Consider the following 20,796-nt stretch of genomic DNA (forward strand, 5'->3'; position numbering starts at 1 on the left):
GCAATATAGGTGGTCTGAACACGGTGACCACTTGAAAACTGCGGGGTAGGCAAAGCATGAGCCATATTGTCGTGATCGGCGCGGGACAGGCAGGCGCGTCTTTGGTGGCCCGTCTGCGCAAGGACGGGTTTGCGGGTGAGATCACTCTGATCGGGGCCGAGCCGCATCTGCCTTATCAGCGCCCGCCCCTGTCCAAAGCCTATCTGCTGGGCGAGATGGAGCTTGAGCGTCTGTTCCTGCGGCCTGAAAGTTTTTATACGGAAAACAACATCACCCTGCGTCTGGGTCAGCGCGTCACCGGTATCGACCCCAAGGCCAAAACGGTCATGCTGGGGGATGAGGTTATCTCTTACGACGAACTGGCGCTGACCACCGGATCGGACCCGCGCCGCCTGCCTGCCGCGATTGGTGGCGATCTGGACGGTGTGCATGTGGTGCGCGATCTGGCCCATATCGACGAGATGGAGCCCAAAGTGACCGAAGGCGCCCGCGCGCTGATCGTGGGCGGCGGGTATATCGGTCTCGAAGCTGCCGCTGTCTGCGCCAAGCGCGGCGTCAAGGTCACTCTGGTCGAGATGGCCGACCGTATCCTGCAACGGGTCGCAGCGCCCGAGACCAGCGATTATTTCCGCGCGTTGCACAGTGCATACGGCGCTGACATCCGCGAAGGCGTCGGGCTGGATCGTCTGATCGGCGAAAACGGCAAGGTCACCGGCGCGGTTCTGACCGACGGCACAAAGCTGGACGTTGATTTTGTTGTGGTTGGCGTCGGCATTGCACCCGCAACCCAACTGGCCGAGATGGCGGGACTGGACCTGGACAACGGCATTAGGACCGACGCCCATGGCCGCACGTCCGACCCGTCGATCTGGGCGGCTGGCGATTGCGCCTCCTTTCCCCATGGCGAAGGCCGCATCCGTCTGGAAAGCGTCCCCAACGCCATTGATCAGGCCGAGATCGTGGCTCAGAACATGTTGGGCGCGGCCAAGGACTATGTGGCAACCCCGTGGTTCTGGTCGGATCAGTACGACGTCAAGCTTCAGATCGCGGGCCTGAACACCGGGTATGACCGCGTGGTGACGCGGCAGGGCGAAGGGCAGACCGTATCCTTCTGGTATTACAACGGTGACAAGCTGATTGCGGTCGACGCGATGAACGATCCGCGCGCCTATATGGTTGGCAAGCGCCTGATCGAGATGGGAAAAACGGCCGACCCGGCCGTCGTGGCCGACCCGGATGCAGACCTTAAGCCGTTGCTCAAGGCATGAGGATCATCGCCGGAGAGTTCCGCGGTCGCGCCCTGACCCCCATCGGCAAGGGCGATGCGGGCGCACATCTGCGCCCGACCACCGACCGGGTTCGCGAAAGCCTGTTCAACGTGCTGGCCCATCAGATCGATTTCGACGGCCTGCGCGTGCTGGACCTGTTTGCTGGCACCGGGGCGCTCGGGCTCGAAGCACTGTCACGCGGTGCGGCACATGTCACCTTCGTTGATGACGGGCGCGTGGCGCAGGGTTTGATCCGCAAGAATATCGACCTGACCCGCAGTGCCGGGCGCACAGACCTGATCCGCCGCGATGCAACCCGGATGGGCGAAAATCCGGGCGCGCCCTATGATCTGATCTTTCTGGACCCGCCCTATGGCAAGGCCATGGGTCAGAAAGCCATTGCCGCGCTGTCCAATGGCTGGATCGCGGATGATGCGCTGCTGGTTTGGGAAGAAAACTCACGGATGCAGGCTCCGGCCGGGTTCACGTTGCACGACAGCCGAAAATATGGCGACACGTATATTTCATTGATGCGGAACGGTGATCAAAGTGCATGATCTGGTCATTTTCGATTGCGATGGCGTTCTGGTCGACAGCGAGGTGATCTCGAACCAGGTGCTGGCGGACAATCTGGCGGGCTATGGCCTGCACCTGTCCTTGCCCGAATGCATGTCCCTGTTTGTGGGCGGAACCATGGTTGGGGTGCGCGACAAGGCGCGTGCGATGGGCGCTGATCTGCCCGAAGACTGGATTGATCAGGTCTATGCCGAAACCTACGACCGCCTGCGCGCCGGTGTGCCTTTGGTGTCTGGTGTCGCGGACCTGCTTGCGGCGCTGGATCAGCGGGGCATCCCCTGTTGCGTGGCCTCAAACGGCAGCCCGGACAAGATGCAGATCACGCTGGGCCAGAACGGGCTTTGGGACCGGTTCAAAGATGTGATGTTCTCGGCCCATGTGCTTGGCACCGGCAAGCCTGATCCAAAGATGTTCCAACTGGCGGCCGAGAATTTTGGCGCACAGGCCCCGGTGGTCATCGAAGACAGCCACAATGGCGTTACAGCCGCAATCCGGGCCAATATGCGCTGTCTGGCCTACGCGCCGCATGGCGGTGGTGACAGGCTGGCCGATCTTGGGGCCGAGGTGATCACGGATATGTCACAGGCGCACCCGCTGTTGGGACTCTGACCCCCAACTGTGCTAGGGTGCAGCCATGGATCATGCGCTGACACCCTTTGTCTGGACAGTCTCCCGCGACGCCGAGGTCACGACGAAACCTGACCCCAAGCCCCTGCGCGCGCCGGTGTTCATCCACGATGCGGTTACCCCTTGGGGGGCTGAGACGATGCTGCTGAAACTCCTGCGCGAACAGGCCGCCGATCAGGACGAATAGGTCGGGTGAAACTTGCCGCCTGGCGACAGGGTAAAGATATCGACCCCATTTGCCGTTACGCCCACCGAATGCTCGAACTGTGCCGACAGCGACTTGTCGCGGGTCACGGCGGTCCAGTCATCGGCCAGTGTCTTGGTTTCGGGGCGGCCCAGATTGACCATCGGCTCGATGGTAAAGAACATGCCTTCCTCAAGAACCGCGCCTGTGCCGGGGCGGCCATAATGCAGCACATTCGGCGGCGCGTGGAACACGCGGCCCAGACCGTGCCCGCAAAAGTCGCGAACAACACTCATCCGATGCGCTTCGACATAGGCCTGAATGGCATGGCCGATATCGCCGAACGTGTTGCCCGGTTTGACCATCTCGATGCCCTTGAACAGCGCGTCATGGGTTACCTGGATCAGACGCTCGGCCTTGCGCGGCAGTTTGCCCGCCACATACATGCGCGAGGTGTCACCGAACCAGCCATCCACGATGACGGTCACATCGATGTTCAGGATGTCGCCATCCTTCAGCTTCTTGTCACCGGGAATACCGTGGCAGACCACATGGTTCACACTGATGCAGCTGGCGTGTTCATATCCCTTATAGCCGATCGTGGCCGAGGTCGCGCCCGCATCCTCGACCATCTGCGTGATCAGCCCGTCAAGCGCACCCGTAGTCTGACCGGGAAAGACATGCGCGGCAATGTCATCCAGAATCCGCGCCGCCAGAGCGCCCGCCGCGTGCATCCCGGCAAAATCACCCTGTTCATAGATGCGGATACCGTCCTTGGTCAGGCGGCCACGATGCTCTTTCATCGACGCAAAGCTCCAAATGTTACGCGCGGCACTTCTTTTACGCTGCTTGTGCAGAAAGTACCAGAGGGCGCAGTGTATCAGGCGGCACATGGGGCAGAACCACGAGAGTTCAAGAACTTGAACTGCAGTTAGGTTTCAAATCCGGTTTGACCCATCGACCATTGCGTTGACGCATAACGGTTTGGTGTTTGTTCAGTTTACACAGCAAATTTCACAGACAGCCTCTGCCCTGTTATTGTTGCGATGAACTCCAACAACTAAGGAGCGCACTGAAGTGCCACGACAGCTCCCGCACGAGACAGACAAGAAGTATTTGGTTTTTGCCGGAACTGGCACGGATCTGATCTTTAACCACGGCATAGATTTGCCGGGATTTGCCTCATTTCCATTGCTAGAGAACCCAGAAACCCGTTCTGTCCTTGCAGGTCAGATGCACGCGCTTGTTCAGTTGGCGGGCGAGATGGAGGTGGGTTGCATACTTGATGCACCGACTTGGATGGCCAATGCTGATCGGGCTGCTCCTCTGGGTTACGACGCTGAACAACTGGATGAAATAAACCGGGATGCTGTCGCGTTAATGGAAGACGTGCGTCAGAGCGCTGGTCGAGATGACGTTTTGGTTTCCGCTTGCGTCGGCCCACGCCACGATCCCTATGCGGACGTTCCGGCCATGTCGATCGATGATGCCCGTCGGTATCACAGTGCGCAGCTTGCCGTTTTGAAACAAACCAGTGTCGACTTGGTGACAGCTTATACGTTCAACAGACCTAGCGAAGCAGCGGGCTGCATTCTGGCTGCGCAGGATTTTGGACTACCGATAGTGATGTCATTGGTTGTTGAAACCGACGGGTGTCTGGCTGATGGAACAAAGCTTGTAGACGCGCTGGATCAAATCGATGTCGCCACGGATGCGGCTGCGCAGTTCTTCATGGTCAATTGTGCCCATCCGACCCACTTTTCCGATGCGCTAAATCGCCATCCAAGACTAAGAGGCGTTGTCGCAAACGCATCAAGTTGCTCTCATGCGGAACTGGATGAGGCCGAGGAATTAGACGAAGGTGACCCCCATGTGCTTGGGCAAGAGATTGCGGACGTCGTGCATAACAACCCGTCAATTTCAGTGATAGGAGGGTGCTGCGGTACAGATATGAGGCATTTGAAACTCATGGCACAAGCGGTTGCTGCGTCTTAGACGCGCACCAATCAGTCTCAATCAGTGCTCCTTAGACAATCGCGCGCATTAGTCAATCGCGCGCATTTTTGGGCTAGGTCAGCAGGCCAGGGTCATGCTGGTTGATTACTGGAAAGGTACTGACGTCAACCCAAACCCCATCCGGCGAAATCCGCGTCCCGCAAATCATCCGCTCTACCCCTTGCGCCCGCGCGACCTCAAACGCCGCCGCATAGGCCGGATCGATATCCGCGGCCAGCGCGAACCGGTCGCAATCGGTGCGTTGCACCAGGTACAGCATGATCGCCCGGTGCCCCTGCGCTGCCATCTGTGCCAGCTCGCCCAGATGTTTGGTGCCGCGGGCGGTGACGCTGTCGGGGAACTCGGCCAGACCGGGCTGGCGGGACAGCGTCACGCTTTTGACCTCGATATAGGCATCTGGCAGGCCGGGGCCGCTCAGCAGGAAATCGATACGGCTGTTTTGCCCGTATTTCACCTCGGGCCGGACAGTGTCATAAGCGGCCAGCTCGGGGATCTCGCGCGCCGCAAGCGCCGCCCGCAAAGCCCGGTTCGGGACGGATGTATCAACTCCGGTGAAATGCCCGTTTTCGTGATCCACCAGCCGCCAGCCGAATTTCAGCTTTTTCTTCGGGTCGTCATTGGGCTCCAGCCAGATCATCTGGCCCGGTTCGGCCAGCCCCATCATGGATCCCGGATTGGCGCAATGGGCCGTCACTTCGCGCCCGTCATCCAGCCTGCAATCGGCCAGAAAGCGTTTGTAGCGACGGATCAGGCGGGCGGGGACAAGAGGGGTTTCAAAACGCATGTCTCACGGCCTATACCTGCCCCTGAAGACGATCAAGAGGAGTCCGCGCCATGGCCAATCCAACCGCAGCAATGCTGGTGATCGGGGATGAAATCCTGTCGGGCCGCACCCGCGATGCAAACATGCATTTTCTGGCGCAGGAACTGGCAAAACACGGCATCGATCTCAAAGAGGTCCGCATCGTCAGCGATGACGCCCCCGCCATCGAAGCGGCAGTCAAAGCGCTGTCTGACACCCACGACACGGTCTTTACCAGCGGCGGCATCGGCCCGACCCATGACGATATCACCGCCGATTGCATTGCGCGCGCCTTTGATACCCCGATTGACATTCGCGACGACGCGCGCGCGCTGTTGCAAGCGCATTACGACAAATCCGGGCTGGAACTGAACGCCGCCCGCCTGCGCATGGCGCGTATCCCGGATGGCGCGACATTGATCGACAATCCGGTCTCGACCGCGCCGGGTTTCACCCTGAAGAACGTGCATGTGATGGCCGGGGTGCCGCTGGTGTTTCAGGCCATGGTCGCCAGCGTCCTGCCCACACTGACCGGTGGCAGCCCCCTGCTGTCGCAAACCCTGCGCGTGGACCGGGGCGAAGGCGATATCGCCGCCAACCTGTCTGCGCTGGCCGAGGATTTCAGCGATCTGTCCATCGGCTGCTATCCGTTTCAGATCAATGGGGCCTTTGGGGCCAACGTGGTGGTGCGCGGCACCGATGGCAGCCGGATTGACGCGGCCATGACCCGTCTGGCGAAAGAGCTTGCGCTTTGAGCGGCGATTGGGCGGACATCGTCGACGGCACATGGCCTGCCGCGCGGTATCGCAGGCTGGGGCCGTTTCAACTGCGCGAAGGGCAGGGAGGTGGCTCGCGTGTTTCTGCGGCCAATGCACTGGCCCCGGCCAGCGATGCCGATATCGACGCGGCCGAGGCCGCGATGCAGGCCATGGGGCAGAAATCCATATTTTGCCTGCGTCCGGGGGATGAGGCGCTGGATGCAAAGCTGGCGCAACGGGGATATGACATCCTTGATCCGGTCAACATCTATACGTGCCCCGTCTCTCACCTCACCGATCAGCCGATCCCTCCGGTCATGGTGTTTTCGGTCTGGGAGCCGCTTGAAATCATGCGCGAAATCTGGGCAGCTGGTGGGATCGGGCCCGAACGTCTGGCGGTGATGGAGCGCGCGAAGGGTCCCAAAACCGGTCTGCTGCTGCGCCACAACGACCAACCCAGCGGCGCAGCCTTCGTGGCGATGCATGGCGATGTCGCGATGCTACATGCGCTTGAAATCCTGCCCGCGCACCGCCGTCAGGGGCTGGGTCAGTGGACCATGCGCGCCGCGGCGATTTGGGCAGGTGACAACGGTGCTCAAACCTTCAGTGTGATCTGCACCAAGGCCAATGAAGGTGCCAACGGTCTCTATTGCGCCCTCGGGATGGAGATCGCCAGTGAATACCATTACCGTCACCTTGTCTGAACAAAAGAGGTCGCCATGACACAGAAAGACATGCCCACCGCGCTGAACCTGCCCATGGTCGATCCACTGCCGCCGGAAACGCAGAAATATTTCGATATCTGTGTCGAAAAGCTGGGCATGGTGCCGAATGTGCTAAAGGCAAACGCCTTCGATATCGACAAGCTGAACACGTTCACGGCGATGTATAATGATCTGATGCTGGCCAACAGCGGCCTGTCCAAGCTGGAGCGCGAGATGATTGCCGTGGTCGTATCGTCGATCAACAAGTGCTTCTACTGTCTGGTCGCACACGGCGCGGCGGTCCGGCAGCTTTCGGGCAACCCGCAACTGGGCGAGATGCTGGTGATGAATTACCGTGTTGCCCCGATCGAGCCCCGGCAGCGCGCAATGCTGGACTTTGCCGCCAAAATGACAACCGCCAGCGCCGAGATCGAAGAGCCCGACCGCCAGAACCTGCGCGACGCAGGCTTTTCCGACCGCGACATCTGGGACATCGCCAATGTTGCCGGGTTCTTCAACATGTCCAACCGGGTGGCCAGTGCCACGGCAATGGTACCCAACCCCGAGTATCACGCGCAGTTTCGATGATCCGATCAGCCGCCCTCATTGCCACGCTGCTGGCGGGGCCGGTTCTGGCGCAGGACCTGACCCTGCCAGCCAGCGCCCGCCAGATCAGCGACCGTACCTCGCCGCTGGACAGCTATGACCTGCCAACGGGGCCTTATGCGAATGGCGCGGTGCCTGCTGACACCCTCGAAGGCCGGGTTGAACGCTACACGTGGCGGCTTCAGGCGGGCTCAAGCACAACCCTTCAGCTTCTGACGCCGCTGCGCGACCAGATCGAGTCGCAGGGCTACAAGATTCTGTTCGAATGTGATGCCCGCGCCTGTGGCGGCTTCGATTTCCGCTTTGGCACCGAGGTCGTTCCGACCCCGGACATGTATGTCGCCATTCAGGATTACCGTTTCCTGTCGGCCACCAAGGGGCCTGTTGCCCTCAGCCTGCTGGTCAGCCGCAACCCCCCGGACGGGTATGTTCAGATGATCCGCGTCACACCCCAGAATGCACCGGACCCTGTTCCGGTCGTGATCGAACAGGCTGTCGAGGGGTCGGGCGGACTGCTTGAGGCACTGGCGACATCGGGTCACGTGATACTGGACGATCTGCATTTTCCAACCGGTGAGGTTGCGTTGGACGAGGGGACATATGCCTCTCTGACCCTGCTGGCCGGGTATCTGGCCGAAAACCCCAAGATGCGACTGGCGCTGGTGGGGCATACCGATGACACCGGCGCGTTGCAGGCCAATATCGCGGTCAGCAAAGGTCGGGCCGAGTCGGTCCGCACCCGTCTGATTGATGCGCATGGCGTGGCCGCCGACCGGATCGAGGCGCAGGGCGTCGGCTATCTGTCCCCGCTTACCTCGAACGCAACCCCCGAAGGGCGCGAGCTGAACCGCCGGGTCGAGGCGGTCTTGCTCGTCAACTGACCCACCACAGGTAGAGCGGCAGTCCGACCGTGATGTTGAACGGAAACGACACACCCAGCGACAGGGTCAGATAAATCCCGGCCTCGGCCTTCGGCAGTGCAATTTTCATGGCGGCCGGAACCGCGATATAAGACGCCGAGGCTGACAGCACCATGAACAGGAACAGGCTGCCTTGCGGCAATCCGATCACCGCACCGACGGCCCATGCCATCAGCGCGCCGATCAGGGGCATAAATACGCCAAAGGCAAACAGGCCAACCGACAATTTGTCGCGATTGCTGATCAGGCTGCGCCCCGCCGAAAGCCCCATATCCAGCAGAAACAGACACAGGATGCCGGTGAAAGGCGTGACGATGAAAGGCGCGATCATCTGCATGCCTTCACCCCCGGTTATGGCCCCGATCAGGAACGCTCCGGTCAGCAGCACAATCGATCCATTGGCCAGCAGATCACGCCACAGCTTGTCATCCTTGACGCCATTGCCGCCGGTCTTGTGCGCCAGCCATAGCGCCGACAGAATGGCCGGCACCTCCATCGCTGCCGCAACCGCCACCATGAACCCGTCATGGGCAAGACCTACCAGATCCAGCAGGCTAGTGGCGGTGACAAAGGTGACAATCGAAATCGAGCCGTAATGCCCCGCGACCGCCGCAGCGTTCAACGCATCCAACCGTGTCATCATCCTCAGCAGGGCAAAGGCCACGAAGGGGATTGTAAAGGACAGGGCCACGCCGCCCAGCAGTGTCAGGAACAATTGCAGGTGGATGCCATGCGCGGCCAGACTGGCACCGCCTTTGAACCCGATGGCTAGCAGCAGGTAGAGCGACATGAACTTGGCCGCGCCGGCTGGGATAGACAAATCACTGCGCACAAAAGCGGCCAGAAGCCCCAAGGCAAAAAACAAAATGGTGGGCACCAGCAGGTTGCTGGACAGCGTCTCGATCACTCCGGGCATACTTGACTCCTGATCCCTCGTTTCCGGGCTAGGTGCCTTGCAAAATTGATTTGGCCAAATACTATCTTTATAAGTTTAATATAGTTTCAGGCTATGAAATGCGTCCAACCCTGCGCCAATTGGAATACATCGTCACGGTCAGCCGCCTCGGGCGGTTCAGTTTGGCCGCCGAAGTGCTGAATGTCAGCCAACCCAGCCTGTCAGCGCAAATCGCGACCGTAGAACAAGAGCTAGGCATTCGGATCTTTGACCGTAACCGCGGTGGAATTCAGGTGACGACAAAGGGGGAAGAGTTCATCTCGCGCGCGCAAAAGATCCTTGCCGAGGTCAAGGACCTGCGCCACGCCATGACCAACGATATGCCTGTCGGAGGAAGGTTGCGACTGGGTGTTTTGCCTTCGATCGGGCCGTACCTGTTGCCGCAAGCCATCAAAGAGGTGCACCGCCTGCGCCCCGGATTACGCATTGTCGTGCGCGAGGAAAACACCCGCGATCTGGAACAGGGCCTGAAATCCGGTCGGTTTGATCTGATCCTGTCAACGCCCGAGGATCACCCCAATACCGTGCAGCAACGCTTGTTCAACGAACCCCTCTGGGTCGCGGTGGCCGTTGACGACGTTCTGGCGCAGGACCCACAAGGCGTCAGTGCCGCCGACTTGCAGAACCGGCTGTTCCTGACCCTTGACCAAAGTCACCGCCTGTCGCGCATCGTCTATGCGCTGGCAGCGGAATGCGGCGGTGTGGTTTCGGATGAATATGAAGGCACAACGCTTGATTCCATTGTCCTGATGGCGGCCTCGGGGGTCGGGGTTGCGGTTCTGCCGGATCTGTTTGCCCGCAGACAGGGCATTTACCGCGACGAAGTGCGGCTGCGCCCGCTGTCCATTCCCAATGCCAATCGCGATATCGCATTGCTGGCGCGCAATGCCGAAACGCCTCCGCCGGGTCAGAACGTGTTGATGGAAAGCCTGCGCTCTTCCGCGCGATCCATCGGCCTGACGGTGATCGGTTCATAAAAAAGGCCCGCACTATAACATGCGGGCCTAAGGTTGGTCTTCAGGGAGAAACTACCAATCCATCGGGCTTTTGTCTTCGAATGCATCGACCAGAAAATCGATGAAGGCCCGTACTTTGGGTTGTGTGAAGCGGCCGGGCGGATAAACTGCGTAAATGCCCTGTACCTCGTCCGGCAGGGACGGCATGGCATCGACAACCCGCCCCGATTTCAACGCTTCGGCATAAAGATAGCTGGGCAGATATGCGATCCCCAGCCCCGAGATGGCTGCGTTCAGCAGCGACTGGCCGTCATTCACGCTTAGCCAGCCCGCGGTGCGCACCTGACGCTTTTCACCGGACGGTGCGGTCAGCTTCCAGACATTGCCTGACGACTGGCTGGAATAGTGCAGCAACTTGTGTTCGTTCAGATCGTCGATCTTCTGCGGGCGCCCGAACCGTTCGATATAGCTGGGCGCGGCGACCATGCGTTTGACCGTTTCGGTCAGCTTGCGGGCGCGCAACGTGCTGTCTTCCAGCTCTCCGATGCGCACGGCCACGTCAAATCCTTCGGAAATCAGTTCGACATAGCGGTTGTTCAGAACCATGTTCACGGTGATGTCGGGGTAGACGGCCAGGAAATCGGACAGGACCGGCGACAGGTGATTGACGCCGAAATCCGTGGCAACGCTGATGCGCAGCAGACCGGACGGAGCCGATTGCATCGATGTGACCAGCGAATCCGCTTCACCCGCATCATTCAGAACGCGACGCGCGCGGTCATAATAGGCCAGGCCGATTTCTGTCGGCGACACCCGGCGCGTGGTGCGGTTCAGCAGCCGGGCTCCCAGACGCGCTTCGAGGCTCGAGACGTGTTTGGACACGGCCGATTTGGAGATGCCCATCTTCTTGGCCGCATCGGTGAAGCCACCCTGGTCCACCACATTGGCGAAGGCTTCCATTTCGGTCAGTCGGTCCATTCTCGTTCCCCAGATCTTGATTTCCAACCCGACTATCGCTCTGAATCTGGGCGGAATCGGGGCATACATGGGATAATATCAGGGATTTGAATCGGATCGTTTGCGTATCAGAAACGCAGAAACAGTGGTTTCCAAACCGGCCCCGAACCCTGCGATATTGCATTTTCCGCGCAATCCTTCGTTTCTGTTCATCTTAGAATGGCATTTTTGTGACCACAGAAGGGGTCAGGAAATCCGTTTTCTCCGTCTCCGTCCTTGTTGGTCTTTTGGCCGGGGGCGCGGAACCCCGAAAACCCTTTGCAACGCCATGTTTCACCACCTCGTCCGACGGCAACACCGGGCCGTAACCCCTGTTCCCTGACCGATCGGTATTTACATCTTTGCGGATGTTCGCGACCCTGCGCGCATTTGCAGGGGGTTTGAATGTCACTGGAATTCTTCATCACTTCCATGATCGTCGTGCTGCTGCCGGGCACCGGTGTCATCTACACACTGGCCGTTGGCCTGGGCCGCGGTTTCCGGGCCAGCGTTGCCGCCGCGGTCGGATGCACAGTGGGAATCGTTCCCGCTGCCGTGGCCAGTATCGTCGGGCTTGCCGCATTGCTGCACACCAGTGCCGTGGCGTTTCAGCTCGTGAAATACCTAGGTGTCATTTACCTTTTCTACATGGCGTGGGGCATCCTCAGGAGTGGCGGCGCCTTGGATGTCACCGCCGACAAGACCGCGAAAAGCAGTTTCAAGATTGCCGTCACCGGAACGCTCATCAACGTGCTGAACCCCAAGCTGTCGCTGTTCTTTCTGGCGTTTCTGCCGCAGTTCCTGCCAGCCGACACGGCGAACGCAGGGGGTGCGCTGATCCAGCTGGCCCTGGCCTTTATGGCCATGACCTTTGTTGTCTTCGTCGGATACGGGGCCTGCGCAGCGCTGGCCCGCGACTATGTGATCAGCCGTCCAACGGTGATGAAGTGGATCAGGCGGAGTTTTGCAACGGCCTTTGGCGCACTGGGTGCAAAACTCGCGCTGGCCGATTAGGAAACGCCAAACTTGGCGATCAGAATTCCGCCGCCAGCCGCGTGCCCTGATTGATCGCGCGCTTGGCGTCCAGCTCGGCGGCGACATCCGCACCCCCGATCACATGGGGGGTGATGCCCCGCTCGATCAGCGCGTCCGCCAGTGACCGTTCGGACACCTGACCGGCACACAACACGATGGTATCGGCCGCGATCACCGTCGGGTCTGCGCGCTCTTCGCCAAAGCTGACATGCAGACCGTCATCGTCGATGCGCTCATAATTCACGCCGCCCACGAAATTGACGTTCTTCATCTTCAGTGTTGCCCGGTGAATCCAGCCGGTGGTTTTGCCCAAACCCTTGCCATGTGCCTGCTTCTTGCGCTGCAACAGGGTGACCTGCCGCGCGGGTGCGCTGGGTTGCGGACCTTCGGGCGCTAACCCTGCGCGGTGTTCAGCCGGGTCCGTCACGCCCCATTCCTTCATCCATAGCGGCAGGTCGGTCGTGGCGCTGTGACCCTCTTCCAGCAGGAACTCGGACACATCAAAGCCGATGCCACCGGCCCCGATCACGGCGGCAGACTTGCCAACCTCGGCCTTGCCACGCAGCACGTCGATGTAACTCAGGACGTTGTCCCGATCCTGCCCCGGTATCTGCGGATCACGCGGGCTGACACCGGTGGCGATGACCACCTCGTCAAAGCCGGTCAGGTCATCTGCGCCTACCTCGCGGTTCAGTTCGACAGACACACCCAGATCATCCATCATGGTACGGTACCAGTCGACAAGGCCCCAGAATTCTTCTTTCCCCGGCACCTGCTTGGCCATGTTCAGCTGCCCGCCGACCTCATCAGCGCGGTCGAACAGGGTAACATTGTGGCCGCGCTGGGCCGCAATCATTGCGGTCGACAGTCCGGCAGGACCTGCGCCCACAATGGCAATGGATTTGCGCGTTTTGGCCGGTTCAATCACCAGTTCGGTCTCATGACAGGCGCGCGGGTTCACGAGGCACGAGGTCAGCTTGCCGCTGAACGTGTGATCCAGACAGGCCTGATTGCAGGCAATGCAGGGAGCGATCTTCGCGGCCTCACCCGCAATCGCCTTGGCCACGAAATCCGCATCCGCCAGCATCGGGCGGGCCAGCGAGACCATGTCGGCGCAACCGGTCGACAGAACCTCTTCGGCCACCTCAGGGGTGTTGATCCGGTTCGATGTGATCACCGGTATCCCCACCTTGCCCATCAGCTTCTTGGTCACCCAGGCAAAGGCCGCGCGCGGCACGCTGGTGGCAATGGTCGGGATTCGCGCCTCGTGCCAGCCAATGCCGGTGTTGATGATCGTGGCCCCGGCCTTTTCGATCTCCTGCGCCAGTTGCACCACCTCGTCATGGGTCGATCCGTCGGGTACCAGATCGATCATCGACAGCCGGTAGATGATGATGAAATCGGTGCCCACCGCCTCGCGCGTGCGGCGCACAACTTCGATCGGCAGACGCATCCGGTTTTCATAAGATCCGCCCCAGCGGTCGGTGCGCTTGTTGGTATGGGTCACAAGGAACTGGTTCAGGAAGTACCCCTCCGACCCCATAATCTCGACCCCGTCATAACCCGCCTTTTGCGCCAGTACGGCGGCGTTGACGATATCGCTGATCTGCTTCTCGATGCCCTCTTCATCCAGCTCAGTGGGCGGGAACGGAGAGATCGGCGATTTCACCGGGCTGGGGGCCACGCATTTCGGCCCATAGGCATAGCGCCCCGCATGCAGGATCTGCATTGCGATCTTGCCGCCCGCTTCATGTACGCGCTGCGTCACGATGGAATGGTGCGCCACGTCCTTTTCACTCACCATCATCGAGGCCCCCGGCAGGACCGAGCCTTCAAGGTTCGGACCTATCCCACCCGTCACCATCAGCGCCACGCCGCCCCGCGCCCGGTCGGCATAGAACTCGGCCACCCGGTTCCAGTCGCCGGTTTCCTCAAGCCCCGTATGCATCGAGCCCATCAGCACGCGGTTTTTCAACGTGGTAAAGCCCAGATCCAGCGGGGCCAGCATATTCGGGTACGCAGTCATGGCGGAACTCTCCCTCCTGAATTTGCCTGCTAGATTGACGTTCGCGTCAACTTTGTCACGCGAAACCCCACGTCACCCTCTTTGCTGTGGCGCCGGTGATTGCTAGAGGTGGGCGGAACAACCCGATGAGGCCGCGCATGACCCCCGAAGAAATCGCCAAACTGCCCTATCGCCCCTGCGTCGGGCTGATGCTGATGAATGCCGAGGGGAGGGTTTTTGTGGGTATGCGAAACGACGGCCCACAAGACGCCTGGCAAATGCCGCAGGGCGGTGTGGACAAGGGCGAAGATCCCCGCGACGCAGCCCTGCGAGAGCTGTGGGAGGAAACCGGGGTCACGGCTGATCTGGTCGAAATCATCGCCGAAACCGAGGGCTGGCTGCCCTATGACCTGCCCTATGACATCGTGCCCCACATCTGGAAAGGCCGCTATCGCGGGCAGGAACAGAAATGGTTCCTGCTGCGCTTCACCGGCGCCGACGATCAGATCAACATTGAAACTGATCACCCGGAATTTACCCGCTGGAAATGGCAAGAGCCCGACCAGCTGATCGCGGAAATCGTGCCCTTCAAGCGCGATGTGTATGAGCGTGTGGTCGAGGCATTCATGGCCCATCTGTCGTAACAGCGGCGACTGAACCGTAATGGCCCTTTTGCGAACACCATCACGCCTCGGAATGCGGGCGGCGTAGGGATTCGCTTGGCAAATGCCATAGACGGTTTGGGTTTCAAAGCCGCGCCACAATTCACATCACTGAACAGGGCGCAAGGTACCAAGGGTGCCGCCACAGAAATCGGAAAAATAACGCCTTTGTGATCGACATTTTTCTTCAATATAACAATAAGTTGAATAGCGGCCGCTCTCCGTCGCCAAAATTGAGGCATAAACGCAGATATAAACCAAATTTACTCCAATTCCGGCCACAATCTTGGGGCCAAAGTCGGCAACGCGTTCCAAGCTGTTGGAGTAAACAACCGTGAACTTTTGGTCGTTTTTCGCAAAATCGCATCCAGAAACATCGATTCAAATCTGTGATTTCAGAGACCGCACCCACCAGCTGATCGTGGGGAAATAGACCCGTAATCCTCTTAAGAAGGCCAAAGCAGAAAACATCCTGAAGGCCCGAATTCAACACAATAACCCTGCGGTGACCAACCAGTGCATCTGAAGGCGCCGCGCATAATGGCGTGCGATTTCTTCGGGTGCGACGCGTTATTTCAATCCAAAAGGAAAACGTGACAAAACAGCAGGATCATAGGAATGGAATTGGTCCGCCACCGAATATCACGACAACTTCGCGCGTATACTCTGCCTCTGACACTCCCTCGTTCTTGCAGGTGTGCTTTTCGTATTCTTCGGCCGCGGGTTGAACAGGCACGCCGGGTGTAAAGCCATTGGAATACTCATTTGCCTGGCACGCGTCTGCGGGTGTCTGATTGCTGAGTGATGAGTGTGGTCTGATGTTGCTGTAATCGTATTACCAAACGCGCCGGGTGGAAATCTCACCGAATAATTGGGGCGTTTGGACGTAGGTTTTTTACGGGTGAATGAGGTGACTCTGATGAAGAATTCAAAACACGGCGACGCTCAGTTTCCCGCGTGTAGCCGCTGATTAATCTTTCACAACGATAGCCCCCTTCATATGCGGGTGAAACACGCAGAAATAGGCATAAACCCCGGGTTTGTCGAATACCACGGCTGCCTTTTCGTTCCGCTCTAGCGGTCCGGTGTCCCAGTCTTGTATCTTTTGTTCCGTTGCGGTGTGAGGCGCGATGTCCAGATTTGTCCAGATCACCTCATCACCGACCGAAACTTCGAGTTCCTCAGGCGCGAACTTGAATTTGCGAATGGAAACCTGATGGCTGGTTGCCCCGGTGGACGCACCCAATGCGCCAGCCAGGAGAGTAAGCGGTGCCGCACCCAATACGGCACCAAACTTTCTGCGTGACAGTACAGCCATCAGCCGCAATCCAGCCCAGACACCATCTGTTCGGCGTGGCCTTCATGCTGTTTGAATGTGGCAAGAGCATCCTGCAGCAGGTTGGTGAGCGGCTCAACGGTGGTGTTGGGGATGAACTCGTCCTCAACCGTTTTGTTCACGATCTGATGATAGGCGAGCTCATTCTGAGCGTAGGCGCAATCAAAGGCTTTGCCGCGCAGCCCGCTCAGCTCATCGCGTTTCTCGACCGAACCTTTAACCAGGGCCTGGCTGAGGGCGTTGTCCTGAGGCGTTACATTCAGTTGTTGGATCAACGCCCCTGCAGCTTGGTTCACGGCCGCATGATCACGGATCATTGTGTTCGCAAAATCCCGAACGTCGTTATTGTCGGACACAGCAAGAGCAAGATGCGCATAGCGGATGTCAATTTCACCGGCAGTATACGCTGTATGCGCGATTTCAAGATCGTTCATCTTGTTCTCATCTGCAACAGCAGCATAGCCGACGACGACAAGAGCAGCAGAAAGGAAAGCGGTTTTCATCTGGAATCTCCAAAGTTGATTGAAGCCCTGATATGCGTACAGTTTGCCTTGTCTTTGAATTACCTGCCGTCCAGAAGACATGCCCTATCGTTCGAACATGTAGACAGATATCGAACTCTTGGTAATATCAGCAACCATGCTTGATCTGCTAAGTGATATTCTGACCCGCCTGTCGCTCAAGGGGACACTGTATTTCCGCACCAGCCTTAGCGAACAGCCCTGGGGGATCCAGGTGCCGGCGTTTCAGAACGTGGCCCGGTTCCACTATGTACATCGCGGTGAGTGCGTAGTGCGCGTCGCAGGAGAAGATCGGGCGCTACGCCTTACCAAAGGCGATCTTATCCTGGTTCCACACGGGGCGGCGCATACGTTGAATTGTCGTGTTTCGGGCCCGGAAGACGCCTTGCCGCTGGATGACGTGCTGGAAAGGTCCGGCTATGATGGTAAGGGTGTTCTGGTGTATGGCGGCAACGACCCCAACATGGAGAACCAGCTGATTTGTGGTCATTTTTCACTAGCCGAAGGATCAAGGCATCTGTTGCTTGACCGATTGCCGCCAAGCATTGTCATCCGGGATTATGGCGCCGAGGCCAGCGATTGGCTGGAAGCGACGTTGCGCGTGATAGGGTCCGAGGCAGGGTTCGGCCGTTTTGGAGGTGATTTGATAGCGCTGAAGATGTCAGAGGCGATTTTTGCACAGGCTATCCGGTGCCATATCGAAGATACCGCCAGAACAGGGGGAAAACTCGCAGGTTTCGCCGATGTTCATCTTACCCGCGCATTGACGGCGTTCCACAATGACCCGACAGCGCAGTGGAGTGTCGATTCTTTGGCCAACAGGGCGGCATTGTCTCGGACAAGTTTCGCAATGCGGTTTTCCGAGAAGCTTGGGATCACACCGATGCAATATGTGACTGCATGGCGTATGCAGATTGCCCGCAGCGCGTTGGTAGAGAAAGGTGTCAGTGTTGCCGAAGCCGCGGATCTGAGTGGGTATTCCTCAGAAGCAGCGTTCAGTCGCGCATTCAAGAAAGAGATCGGGCAACCGCCTGCCAGATTTCGAACCTCTGCGTTACCCACTCAGGTCTGAACGATCTGCAATGTTGCCGGGTATGCATTCATTCCAACGACAGTGCTCAAAAGTACCTGTTGCTGAGGAGCACACTTTTCCGTCGCAAAACAACGGAGAAGAAAGTTTCCGCTTTTTGCCGCCAAAGATATATCCGCCCTTATCGATAATCCCGCCGCCATCGCCATGATGGTGCCTCCTTTTGTTCTCGGACTGGGCGTTTTCAACCTCTGTCTGACGTCAGACAGACTATTCGAGCGCGACCATTTCCTGCCTGCTTTCGGGGTCTTTTCCCATCAACCTGAAATACTCTTTCGGCCCTTCTGACACTTTTCCAGAACCTACCTTGTTCGGTGACTTTTCTGTGAGCCAGAACAGTCGCTTCCTTGGGGTCTTTCGTTTGGAGAGCAAATCGAGTTTGTTTCGCTTGCTTAGCTTGGGGTAGTGCTTTCGAACGTCTGGGGGAACACGCCCACGAAATCACCAAACACCATTGGAGTTCTTTTGTTCAGTATATCTAGCCATGATCAGAATCGCTTCTGCTTCAAAGATGATTAGAGGCATTGCGTCACCTCTTGTGTCACCTTTACAGGTCTGAAATTCCCGCTAAGTTCTTGGAATTTATATATTTTTGAGGAAGAAATGGTGCCCAGGAGAGGACTCGAACCTCCACGTCCATACGGACACTAGCACCTGAAGCTAGCGCGTCTACCAATTCCGCCACCTGGGCAGGTGTCGTGGAGCGGCGTTTAAGCTGACTGGCGGGGGGCGTCAACCGGATTCTGAATGAATTTTGAAAGTTTTTTGAATTCGGTTTTCGAACTGAGATTTTGGCCTGAGTATTTCATGACCGGCGCGGCGAATTAGTGCCTTGTTTGGCTGGCCTGCGGGCGTTAGTTCTAGGGCGCAATTTCTCAGCAGGAGCCCTCTCATGTCGAAACTGGTGACGATTTATGGCGGATCGGGATTTGTCGGTCGCTACATCGCGCGGCGCATGGCGAGTGAGGGGTGGCGTGTGCGGGTGGCTGTACGACGCCCGAACGAAGCCATGTTCGTGAAACCCTACGGCGTCGTGGGACAGGTTGAGCCTGTGCTGTGCAATATCCGCGATGACGCCTCGGTCGCGCTGGCGATGCAGAGCGCCGATGTCGTGGTGAACTGCGTAGGTGTGCTGAATGAGCTGGGCAAGAACGCGTTTGATGCCGTTCAGGCCGAAGGGGCCGAGCGTATTGCACGCCTGGCCGCACAGCAGGGCATTGGTCGAATGGTGCATATTTCGGCCATCGGTGCGGATGCAAACGCGACCAGCGATTATGCCCGGACCAAAGCGCTGGGCGAGGCAGGTGTGCTGAAGCACATACCGAATGCGGTGATCCTTCGCCCATCTGTAATCTTCGGTACCGAGGATCAGTTCTTTAACCGATTTGCCGGGATGACCCGCATGGGTCCGTTCCTGCCAGTGGTTGGTGCTGAGACCAAATTCCAACCCGTCTACGTGGACGACGTGGCCCAGGCAGCGGTCAAAGGTATTCTGGGGCAGGCAGAGCCGGGAGTGTACGAGCTTGGCGGGCCGGAAGTGAAAACCTTCCGCGCCCTGATGCAGCAGATGCTTGAAGTGATCCACCGGCGGCGCATCATTGTCGGTCTGCCGTTTTTTGCTGCCCGGATTATGGCGGGCGTGCTGGATATTGCGAAGTTCGTCAGCTTCCAGCTGTTTCCAAACAACATTTTGACCCGCGATCAAGTCAGGAATCTGCGTCATGACAACGTGGTATCTGACGGCGCCAAGTCCTTTGCGGACCTTGGCATTGCGCCGACCACTCTGGAATCGGTGCTGCCGGAATATCTGTGGAAGTTCCGCCCGTCGGGGCAGTATGACGACATTCAGAACTCGGCAAAAAACCTGCGTATCTGATCAGCTGTAGGCCATGAACAACAATACCGCGCCCAGAATGACGCGGTAGATCACATAGGGCGTAAAGCTGACACTGCGCAGCAGTCGCATCATAAGGCTAAGCGCCAATAGTGCTGAGACAAAAGCAAATGCCGCGGCAATGGCCCCATCCCGGGCCAGTTGCGCATCAGCGTCGCGTATCACATCCAGTGCAAGCAGTGTGCCAGAGGCCAGAATGATTGGGATTGACATCAGCATGGCAATCCGCGCGCCGTCTTCTCTGGTATAGCCCAATTGACGTGCCCCTGTAATGGTGATGCCGGACCGCGATGTTCCGGGGATCAGCGCAAGAATCTGCCACAGCCCCATGACGAAAGCATCGCGAATACCCCAATCAGACGCCTCTTTCTTTTGGGGGCCTTTCTGGTCAATCCAATAAAGCAGCAGGCCAAAGCCCAGCATCGTCCACCCGATTACAGCGATCGAACGCATGGCCTCGCTTAACCCGGTCAGATGCAAAATTAGACCTGCAATCACGGTTGGAAGTGTCGCAATGATCAGACCAAGAGCCAAACGGGCCTGCGGCGTATCTGTCCGGCCGGTCAGGGCGCGCGGCACCCCGGCAAGAGCCTGCTTCACATCCGCCCAGAAATACAGAACGACCGCTCCAAGGGTTCCCACGTGCACCGCGATGTCTATGGCCTGACCCTGATCCTGAAGGCCCGACAAGTTCGGCAGCAGGATCAGGTGACCCGAAGACGAAATGGGCAAAAACTCAGTTATTCCCTGAATGATTGCCACGAGAATCAGGTGGAAAAGACTCATCTGCCCTGCCGTGCTGCCGCCACGTTTTTTATGTGGTGTATGGCTATAAGGGTGGTGGGGAAAAGGAAAGTCTTCATATAGGTCCGAATCGTACCTAAA

Annotated in this window: 22 protein-coding genes and 1 tRNA gene; 14 read left to right on the top strand and 9 right to left on the bottom strand. The window is 58.5% G+C overall.

What is annotated here, in order from left to right; all coding sequences use genetic code 11:
- Positions 1-56 precede the first annotated feature (56 nt).
- From AC2FPW_RS12320 to AC2FPW_RS12335, 4 genes are read left to right on the top strand one after another with little or no spacing between them, the layout of a single operon-like run.
- The gene (locus AC2FPW_RS12320; RefSeq protein ID WP_496813936.1) at positions 57-1,268 is read left to right on the top strand and encodes an NAD(P)/FAD-dependent oxidoreductase; all 1,212 of its coding nucleotides are present in this window, start codon (positions 57-59) and stop codon (positions 1,266-1,268) included.
- Positions 1,265-1,825: a 16S rRNA (guanine(966)-N(2))-methyltransferase RsmD gene (gene rsmD / locus AC2FPW_RS12325; RefSeq protein ID WP_496813937.1), complete on the top strand. Its 561-nt coding sequence runs from the start codon at positions 1,265-1,267 to the stop codon at positions 1,823-1,825. The genes AC2FPW_RS12320 and rsmD overlap by 4 nt, the downstream gene beginning before the upstream one ends.
- Positions 1,818-2,453, top strand: coding sequence for an HAD family hydrolase (locus tag AC2FPW_RS12330; RefSeq protein WP_496813938.1), 636 nt, complete (start codon positions 1,818-1,820; stop codon positions 2,451-2,453). Before rsmD ends, AC2FPW_RS12330 begins: the two co-directional genes overlap by 8 nt.
- 25 nt (positions 2,454-2,478) lie before the next feature.
- A complete protein-coding gene (locus AC2FPW_RS12335) occupies positions 2,479-2,658 on the top strand; it encodes a hypothetical protein (RefSeq protein ID WP_209505120.1) in 180 nt (59 codons plus the stop codon).
- On the opposite strand, the gene map is transcribed toward AC2FPW_RS12335, so the two are convergent.
- The gene (map, locus tag AC2FPW_RS12340) at positions 2,646-3,458 is read right to left on the bottom strand and encodes a type I methionyl aminopeptidase (RefSeq protein WP_209598440.1); all 813 of its coding nucleotides are present in this window, start codon (positions 3,456-3,458) and stop codon (positions 2,646-2,648) included. The two genes, AC2FPW_RS12335 and map, sit on opposite strands and share 13 nt — an antisense overlap.
- Positions 3,459-3,732: 274 nt before the next feature.
- Here map and AC2FPW_RS12345 point away from each other — a divergent pair, with 274 nt between their 5' ends.
- Positions 3,733-4,650 (top strand): homocysteine S-methyltransferase family protein, encoded by a 918-nt coding sequence (locus tag AC2FPW_RS12345; protein WP_480547220.1) that lies wholly within the window; start codon positions 3,733-3,735, stop codon positions 4,648-4,650.
- Between the two features lie 73 nt (positions 4,651-4,723).
- Here the strand turns inward: AC2FPW_RS12345 and sfsA are convergent, their stop codons facing one another.
- A complete protein-coding gene (sfsA, locus tag AC2FPW_RS12350; RefSeq protein WP_496813940.1) occupies positions 4,724-5,455 on the bottom strand; it encodes a DNA/RNA nuclease SfsA in 732 nt (243 codons plus the stop codon).
- Positions 5,456-5,505: 50 nt separating this feature from the next.
- Here sfsA and AC2FPW_RS12355 point away from each other — a divergent pair, with 50 nt between their 5' ends.
- From AC2FPW_RS12355 to AC2FPW_RS12370, 4 genes are read left to right on the top strand one after another with little or no spacing between them, the layout of a single operon-like run.
- Entirely contained in the window at positions 5,506-6,228 is a 723-nt protein-coding gene (locus AC2FPW_RS12355) for a competence/damage-inducible protein A (protein ID WP_496813942.1), read from the top strand.
- Entirely contained in the window at positions 6,225-6,935 is a 711-nt protein-coding gene (locus tag AC2FPW_RS12360; protein ID WP_480484573.1) for a GNAT family N-acetyltransferase, read from the top strand. Before AC2FPW_RS12355 ends, AC2FPW_RS12360 begins: the two co-directional genes overlap by 4 nt.
- 15 nt (positions 6,936-6,950) lie before the next feature.
- Positions 6,951-7,523 carry a peroxidase-related enzyme gene (locus AC2FPW_RS12365; RefSeq protein WP_267365930.1) on the top strand — a complete coding sequence of 191 codons (573 nt, stop codon included), beginning with the start codon at positions 6,951-6,953 and terminating at the stop codon, positions 7,521-7,523.
- Positions 7,520-8,422 (top strand): OmpA family protein, encoded by a 903-nt coding sequence (locus AC2FPW_RS12370; RefSeq protein ID WP_496813944.1) that lies wholly within the window; start codon positions 7,520-7,522, stop codon positions 8,420-8,422. The genes AC2FPW_RS12365 and AC2FPW_RS12370 overlap by 4 nt, the downstream gene beginning before the upstream one ends.
- Here AC2FPW_RS12370 and AC2FPW_RS12375 read toward each other — a convergent pair.
- The gene (locus AC2FPW_RS12375) at positions 8,415-9,377 is read right to left on the bottom strand and encodes a sodium-dependent bicarbonate transport family permease (protein WP_496813946.1); all 963 of its coding nucleotides are present in this window, start codon (positions 9,375-9,377) and stop codon (positions 8,415-8,417) included. The genes AC2FPW_RS12370 and AC2FPW_RS12375 overlap by 8 nt on opposite strands.
- Positions 9,378-9,475: 98 nt before the next feature.
- On the opposite strand from AC2FPW_RS12375, the gene AC2FPW_RS12380 reads away from it, so the two are divergent.
- A complete protein-coding gene (locus tag AC2FPW_RS12380) occupies positions 9,476-10,393 on the top strand; it encodes a hydrogen peroxide-inducible genes activator (protein ID WP_496813947.1) in 918 nt (305 codons plus the stop codon).
- Positions 10,394-10,444: 51 nt separating this feature from the next.
- On the opposite strand, the gene AC2FPW_RS12385 is transcribed toward AC2FPW_RS12380, so the two are convergent.
- A complete protein-coding gene (locus AC2FPW_RS12385) occupies positions 10,445-11,350 on the bottom strand; it encodes a LysR family transcriptional regulator (protein ID WP_209505110.1) in 906 nt (301 codons plus the stop codon).
- Positions 11,351-11,773: 423 nt separating this feature from the next.
- On the opposite strand from AC2FPW_RS12385, the gene AC2FPW_RS12390 reads away from it, so the two are divergent.
- Positions 11,774-12,382, top strand: coding sequence for a LysE family translocator (locus AC2FPW_RS12390; RefSeq protein ID WP_496813948.1), 609 nt, complete (start codon positions 11,774-11,776; stop codon positions 12,380-12,382).
- A 19-nt stretch (positions 12,383-12,401) separates the two neighbouring features.
- Here AC2FPW_RS12390 and AC2FPW_RS12395 read toward each other — a convergent pair whose 3' ends face one another.
- Positions 12,402-14,429 (bottom strand): FAD-dependent oxidoreductase, encoded by a 2,028-nt coding sequence (locus tag AC2FPW_RS12395; RefSeq protein ID WP_496813949.1) that lies wholly within the window; start codon positions 14,427-14,429, stop codon positions 12,402-12,404.
- Positions 14,430-14,566: 137 nt separating this feature from the next.
- Between AC2FPW_RS12395 and AC2FPW_RS12400 the strand changes: the two genes are divergently transcribed.
- Positions 14,567-15,052, top strand: a complete 486-nt coding sequence (locus AC2FPW_RS12400) for an RNA pyrophosphohydrolase (RefSeq protein ID WP_496813950.1) — start codon at positions 14,567-14,569, stop codon at positions 15,050-15,052.
- 988 nt (positions 15,053-16,040) lie between these two features.
- Here the strand turns inward: AC2FPW_RS12400 and AC2FPW_RS12405 are convergent.
- Positions 16,041-16,388, bottom strand: coding sequence for a cupredoxin domain-containing protein (locus tag AC2FPW_RS12405; RefSeq protein WP_496813952.1), 348 nt, complete (start codon positions 16,386-16,388; stop codon positions 16,041-16,043).
- Positions 16,388-16,909: a DUF4142 domain-containing protein gene (locus tag AC2FPW_RS12410; protein WP_480556396.1), complete on the bottom strand. Its 522-nt coding sequence runs from the start codon at positions 16,907-16,909 to the stop codon at positions 16,388-16,390. The genes AC2FPW_RS12405 and AC2FPW_RS12410 overlap by 1 nt, the downstream gene beginning before the upstream one ends.
- A 136-nt stretch (positions 16,910-17,045) precedes the next feature.
- Between AC2FPW_RS12410 and AC2FPW_RS12415 the strand changes: the two genes are divergently transcribed.
- A complete protein-coding gene (locus AC2FPW_RS12415) occupies positions 17,046-17,999 on the top strand; it encodes an AraC family transcriptional regulator (protein ID WP_480484587.1) in 954 nt (317 codons plus the stop codon).
- A gap of 622 nt (positions 18,000-18,621) precedes the next feature.
- Here AC2FPW_RS12415 and AC2FPW_RS12420 read toward each other — a convergent pair.
- Positions 18,622-18,708 (bottom strand) — tRNA-Leu (locus AC2FPW_RS12420).
- 201 nt (positions 18,709-18,909) lie between these two features.
- Between AC2FPW_RS12420 and AC2FPW_RS12425 the strand changes: the two genes are divergently transcribed.
- Complete coding sequence (locus tag AC2FPW_RS12425; RefSeq protein WP_496813953.1) at positions 18,910-19,893, top strand: complex I NDUFA9 subunit family protein; 984 nt, start codon at positions 18,910-18,912, stop codon at positions 19,891-19,893.
- Here the strand turns inward: AC2FPW_RS12425 and AC2FPW_RS12430 are convergent, their stop codons facing one another.
- Positions 19,894-20,697, bottom strand: a complete 804-nt coding sequence (locus tag AC2FPW_RS12430; protein WP_496813954.1) for an undecaprenyl-diphosphate phosphatase — start codon at positions 20,695-20,697, stop codon at positions 19,894-19,896. It lies immediately after the preceding gene.
- Between the last annotated feature and the right edge of the window lie 99 nt (positions 20,698-20,796).

This window comes from Ruegeria sp. SATB027 (assembly GCF_059613825.1).

Bases quoted from the DNA above. Each gene is read 5' to 3' on its own strand.
- AC2FPW_RS12355 (WP_496813942.1), top strand. From the start codon at position 5,506: ATGGCCAATCCAACCGCAGCAATGCTGGTGATCGGGGATGAAATCCTG.
- AC2FPW_RS12380 (WP_496813947.1), top strand. From the start codon at position 9,476: ATGCGTCCAACCCTGCGCCAATTGGAATACATCGTCACGGTCAGCCGC.
- rsmD (WP_496813937.1), top strand. From the start codon at position 1,265: ATGAGGATCATCGCCGGAGAGTTCCGCGGTCGCGCCCTGACCCCCATC.
- AC2FPW_RS12425 (WP_496813953.1), top strand. From the start codon at position 18,910: ATGTCGAAACTGGTGACGATTTATGGCGGATCGGGATTTGTCGGTCGC.
- AC2FPW_RS12320 (WP_496813936.1), top strand. From the start codon at position 57: ATGAGCCATATTGTCGTGATCGGCGCGGGACAGGCAGGCGCGTCTTTG.
- AC2FPW_RS12390 (WP_496813948.1), top strand. From the start codon at position 11,774: ATGTCACTGGAATTCTTCATCACTTCCATGATCGTCGTGCTGCTGCCG.
- sfsA (WP_496813940.1), bottom strand. From the start codon at position 5,455: ATGCGTTTTGAAACCCCTCTTGTCCCCGCCCGCCTGATCCGTCGCTAC.
- map (WP_209598440.1), bottom strand. From the start codon at position 3,458: ATGAAAGAGCATCGTGGCCGCCTGACCAAGGACGGTATCCGCATCTAT.
- AC2FPW_RS12430 (WP_496813954.1), bottom strand. From the start codon at position 20,697: ATGAGTCTTTTCCACCTGATTCTCGTGGCAATCATTCAGGGAATAACT.
- AC2FPW_RS12410 (WP_480556396.1), bottom strand. From the start codon at position 16,909: ATGAAAACCGCTTTCCTTTCTGCTGCTCTTGTCGTCGTCGGCTATGCT.
- AC2FPW_RS12415 (WP_480484587.1), top strand. From the start codon at position 17,046: ATGCTTGATCTGCTAAGTGATATTCTGACCCGCCTGTCGCTCAAGGGG.
- AC2FPW_RS12405 (WP_496813952.1), bottom strand. From the start codon at position 16,388: ATGGCTGTACTGTCACGCAGAAAGTTTGGTGCCGTATTGGGTGCGGCA.
- AC2FPW_RS12395 (WP_496813949.1), bottom strand. From the start codon at position 14,429: ATGACTGCGTACCCGAATATGCTGGCCCCGCTGGATCTGGGCTTTACC.
- AC2FPW_RS12400 (WP_496813950.1), top strand. From the start codon at position 14,567: ATGACCCCCGAAGAAATCGCCAAACTGCCCTATCGCCCCTGCGTCGGG.
- AC2FPW_RS12365 (WP_267365930.1), top strand. From the start codon at position 6,951: ATGACACAGAAAGACATGCCCACCGCGCTGAACCTGCCCATGGTCGAT.
- AC2FPW_RS12370 (WP_496813944.1), top strand. From the start codon at position 7,520: ATGATCCGATCAGCCGCCCTCATTGCCACGCTGCTGGCGGGGCCGGTT.
- AC2FPW_RS12335 (WP_209505120.1), top strand. From the start codon at position 2,479: ATGGATCATGCGCTGACACCCTTTGTCTGGACAGTCTCCCGCGACGCC.
- AC2FPW_RS12375 (WP_496813946.1), bottom strand. From the start codon at position 9,377: ATGCCCGGAGTGATCGAGACGCTGTCCAGCAACCTGCTGGTGCCCACC.
- AC2FPW_RS12385 (WP_209505110.1), bottom strand. From the start codon at position 11,350: ATGGACCGACTGACCGAAATGGAAGCCTTCGCCAATGTGGTGGACCAG.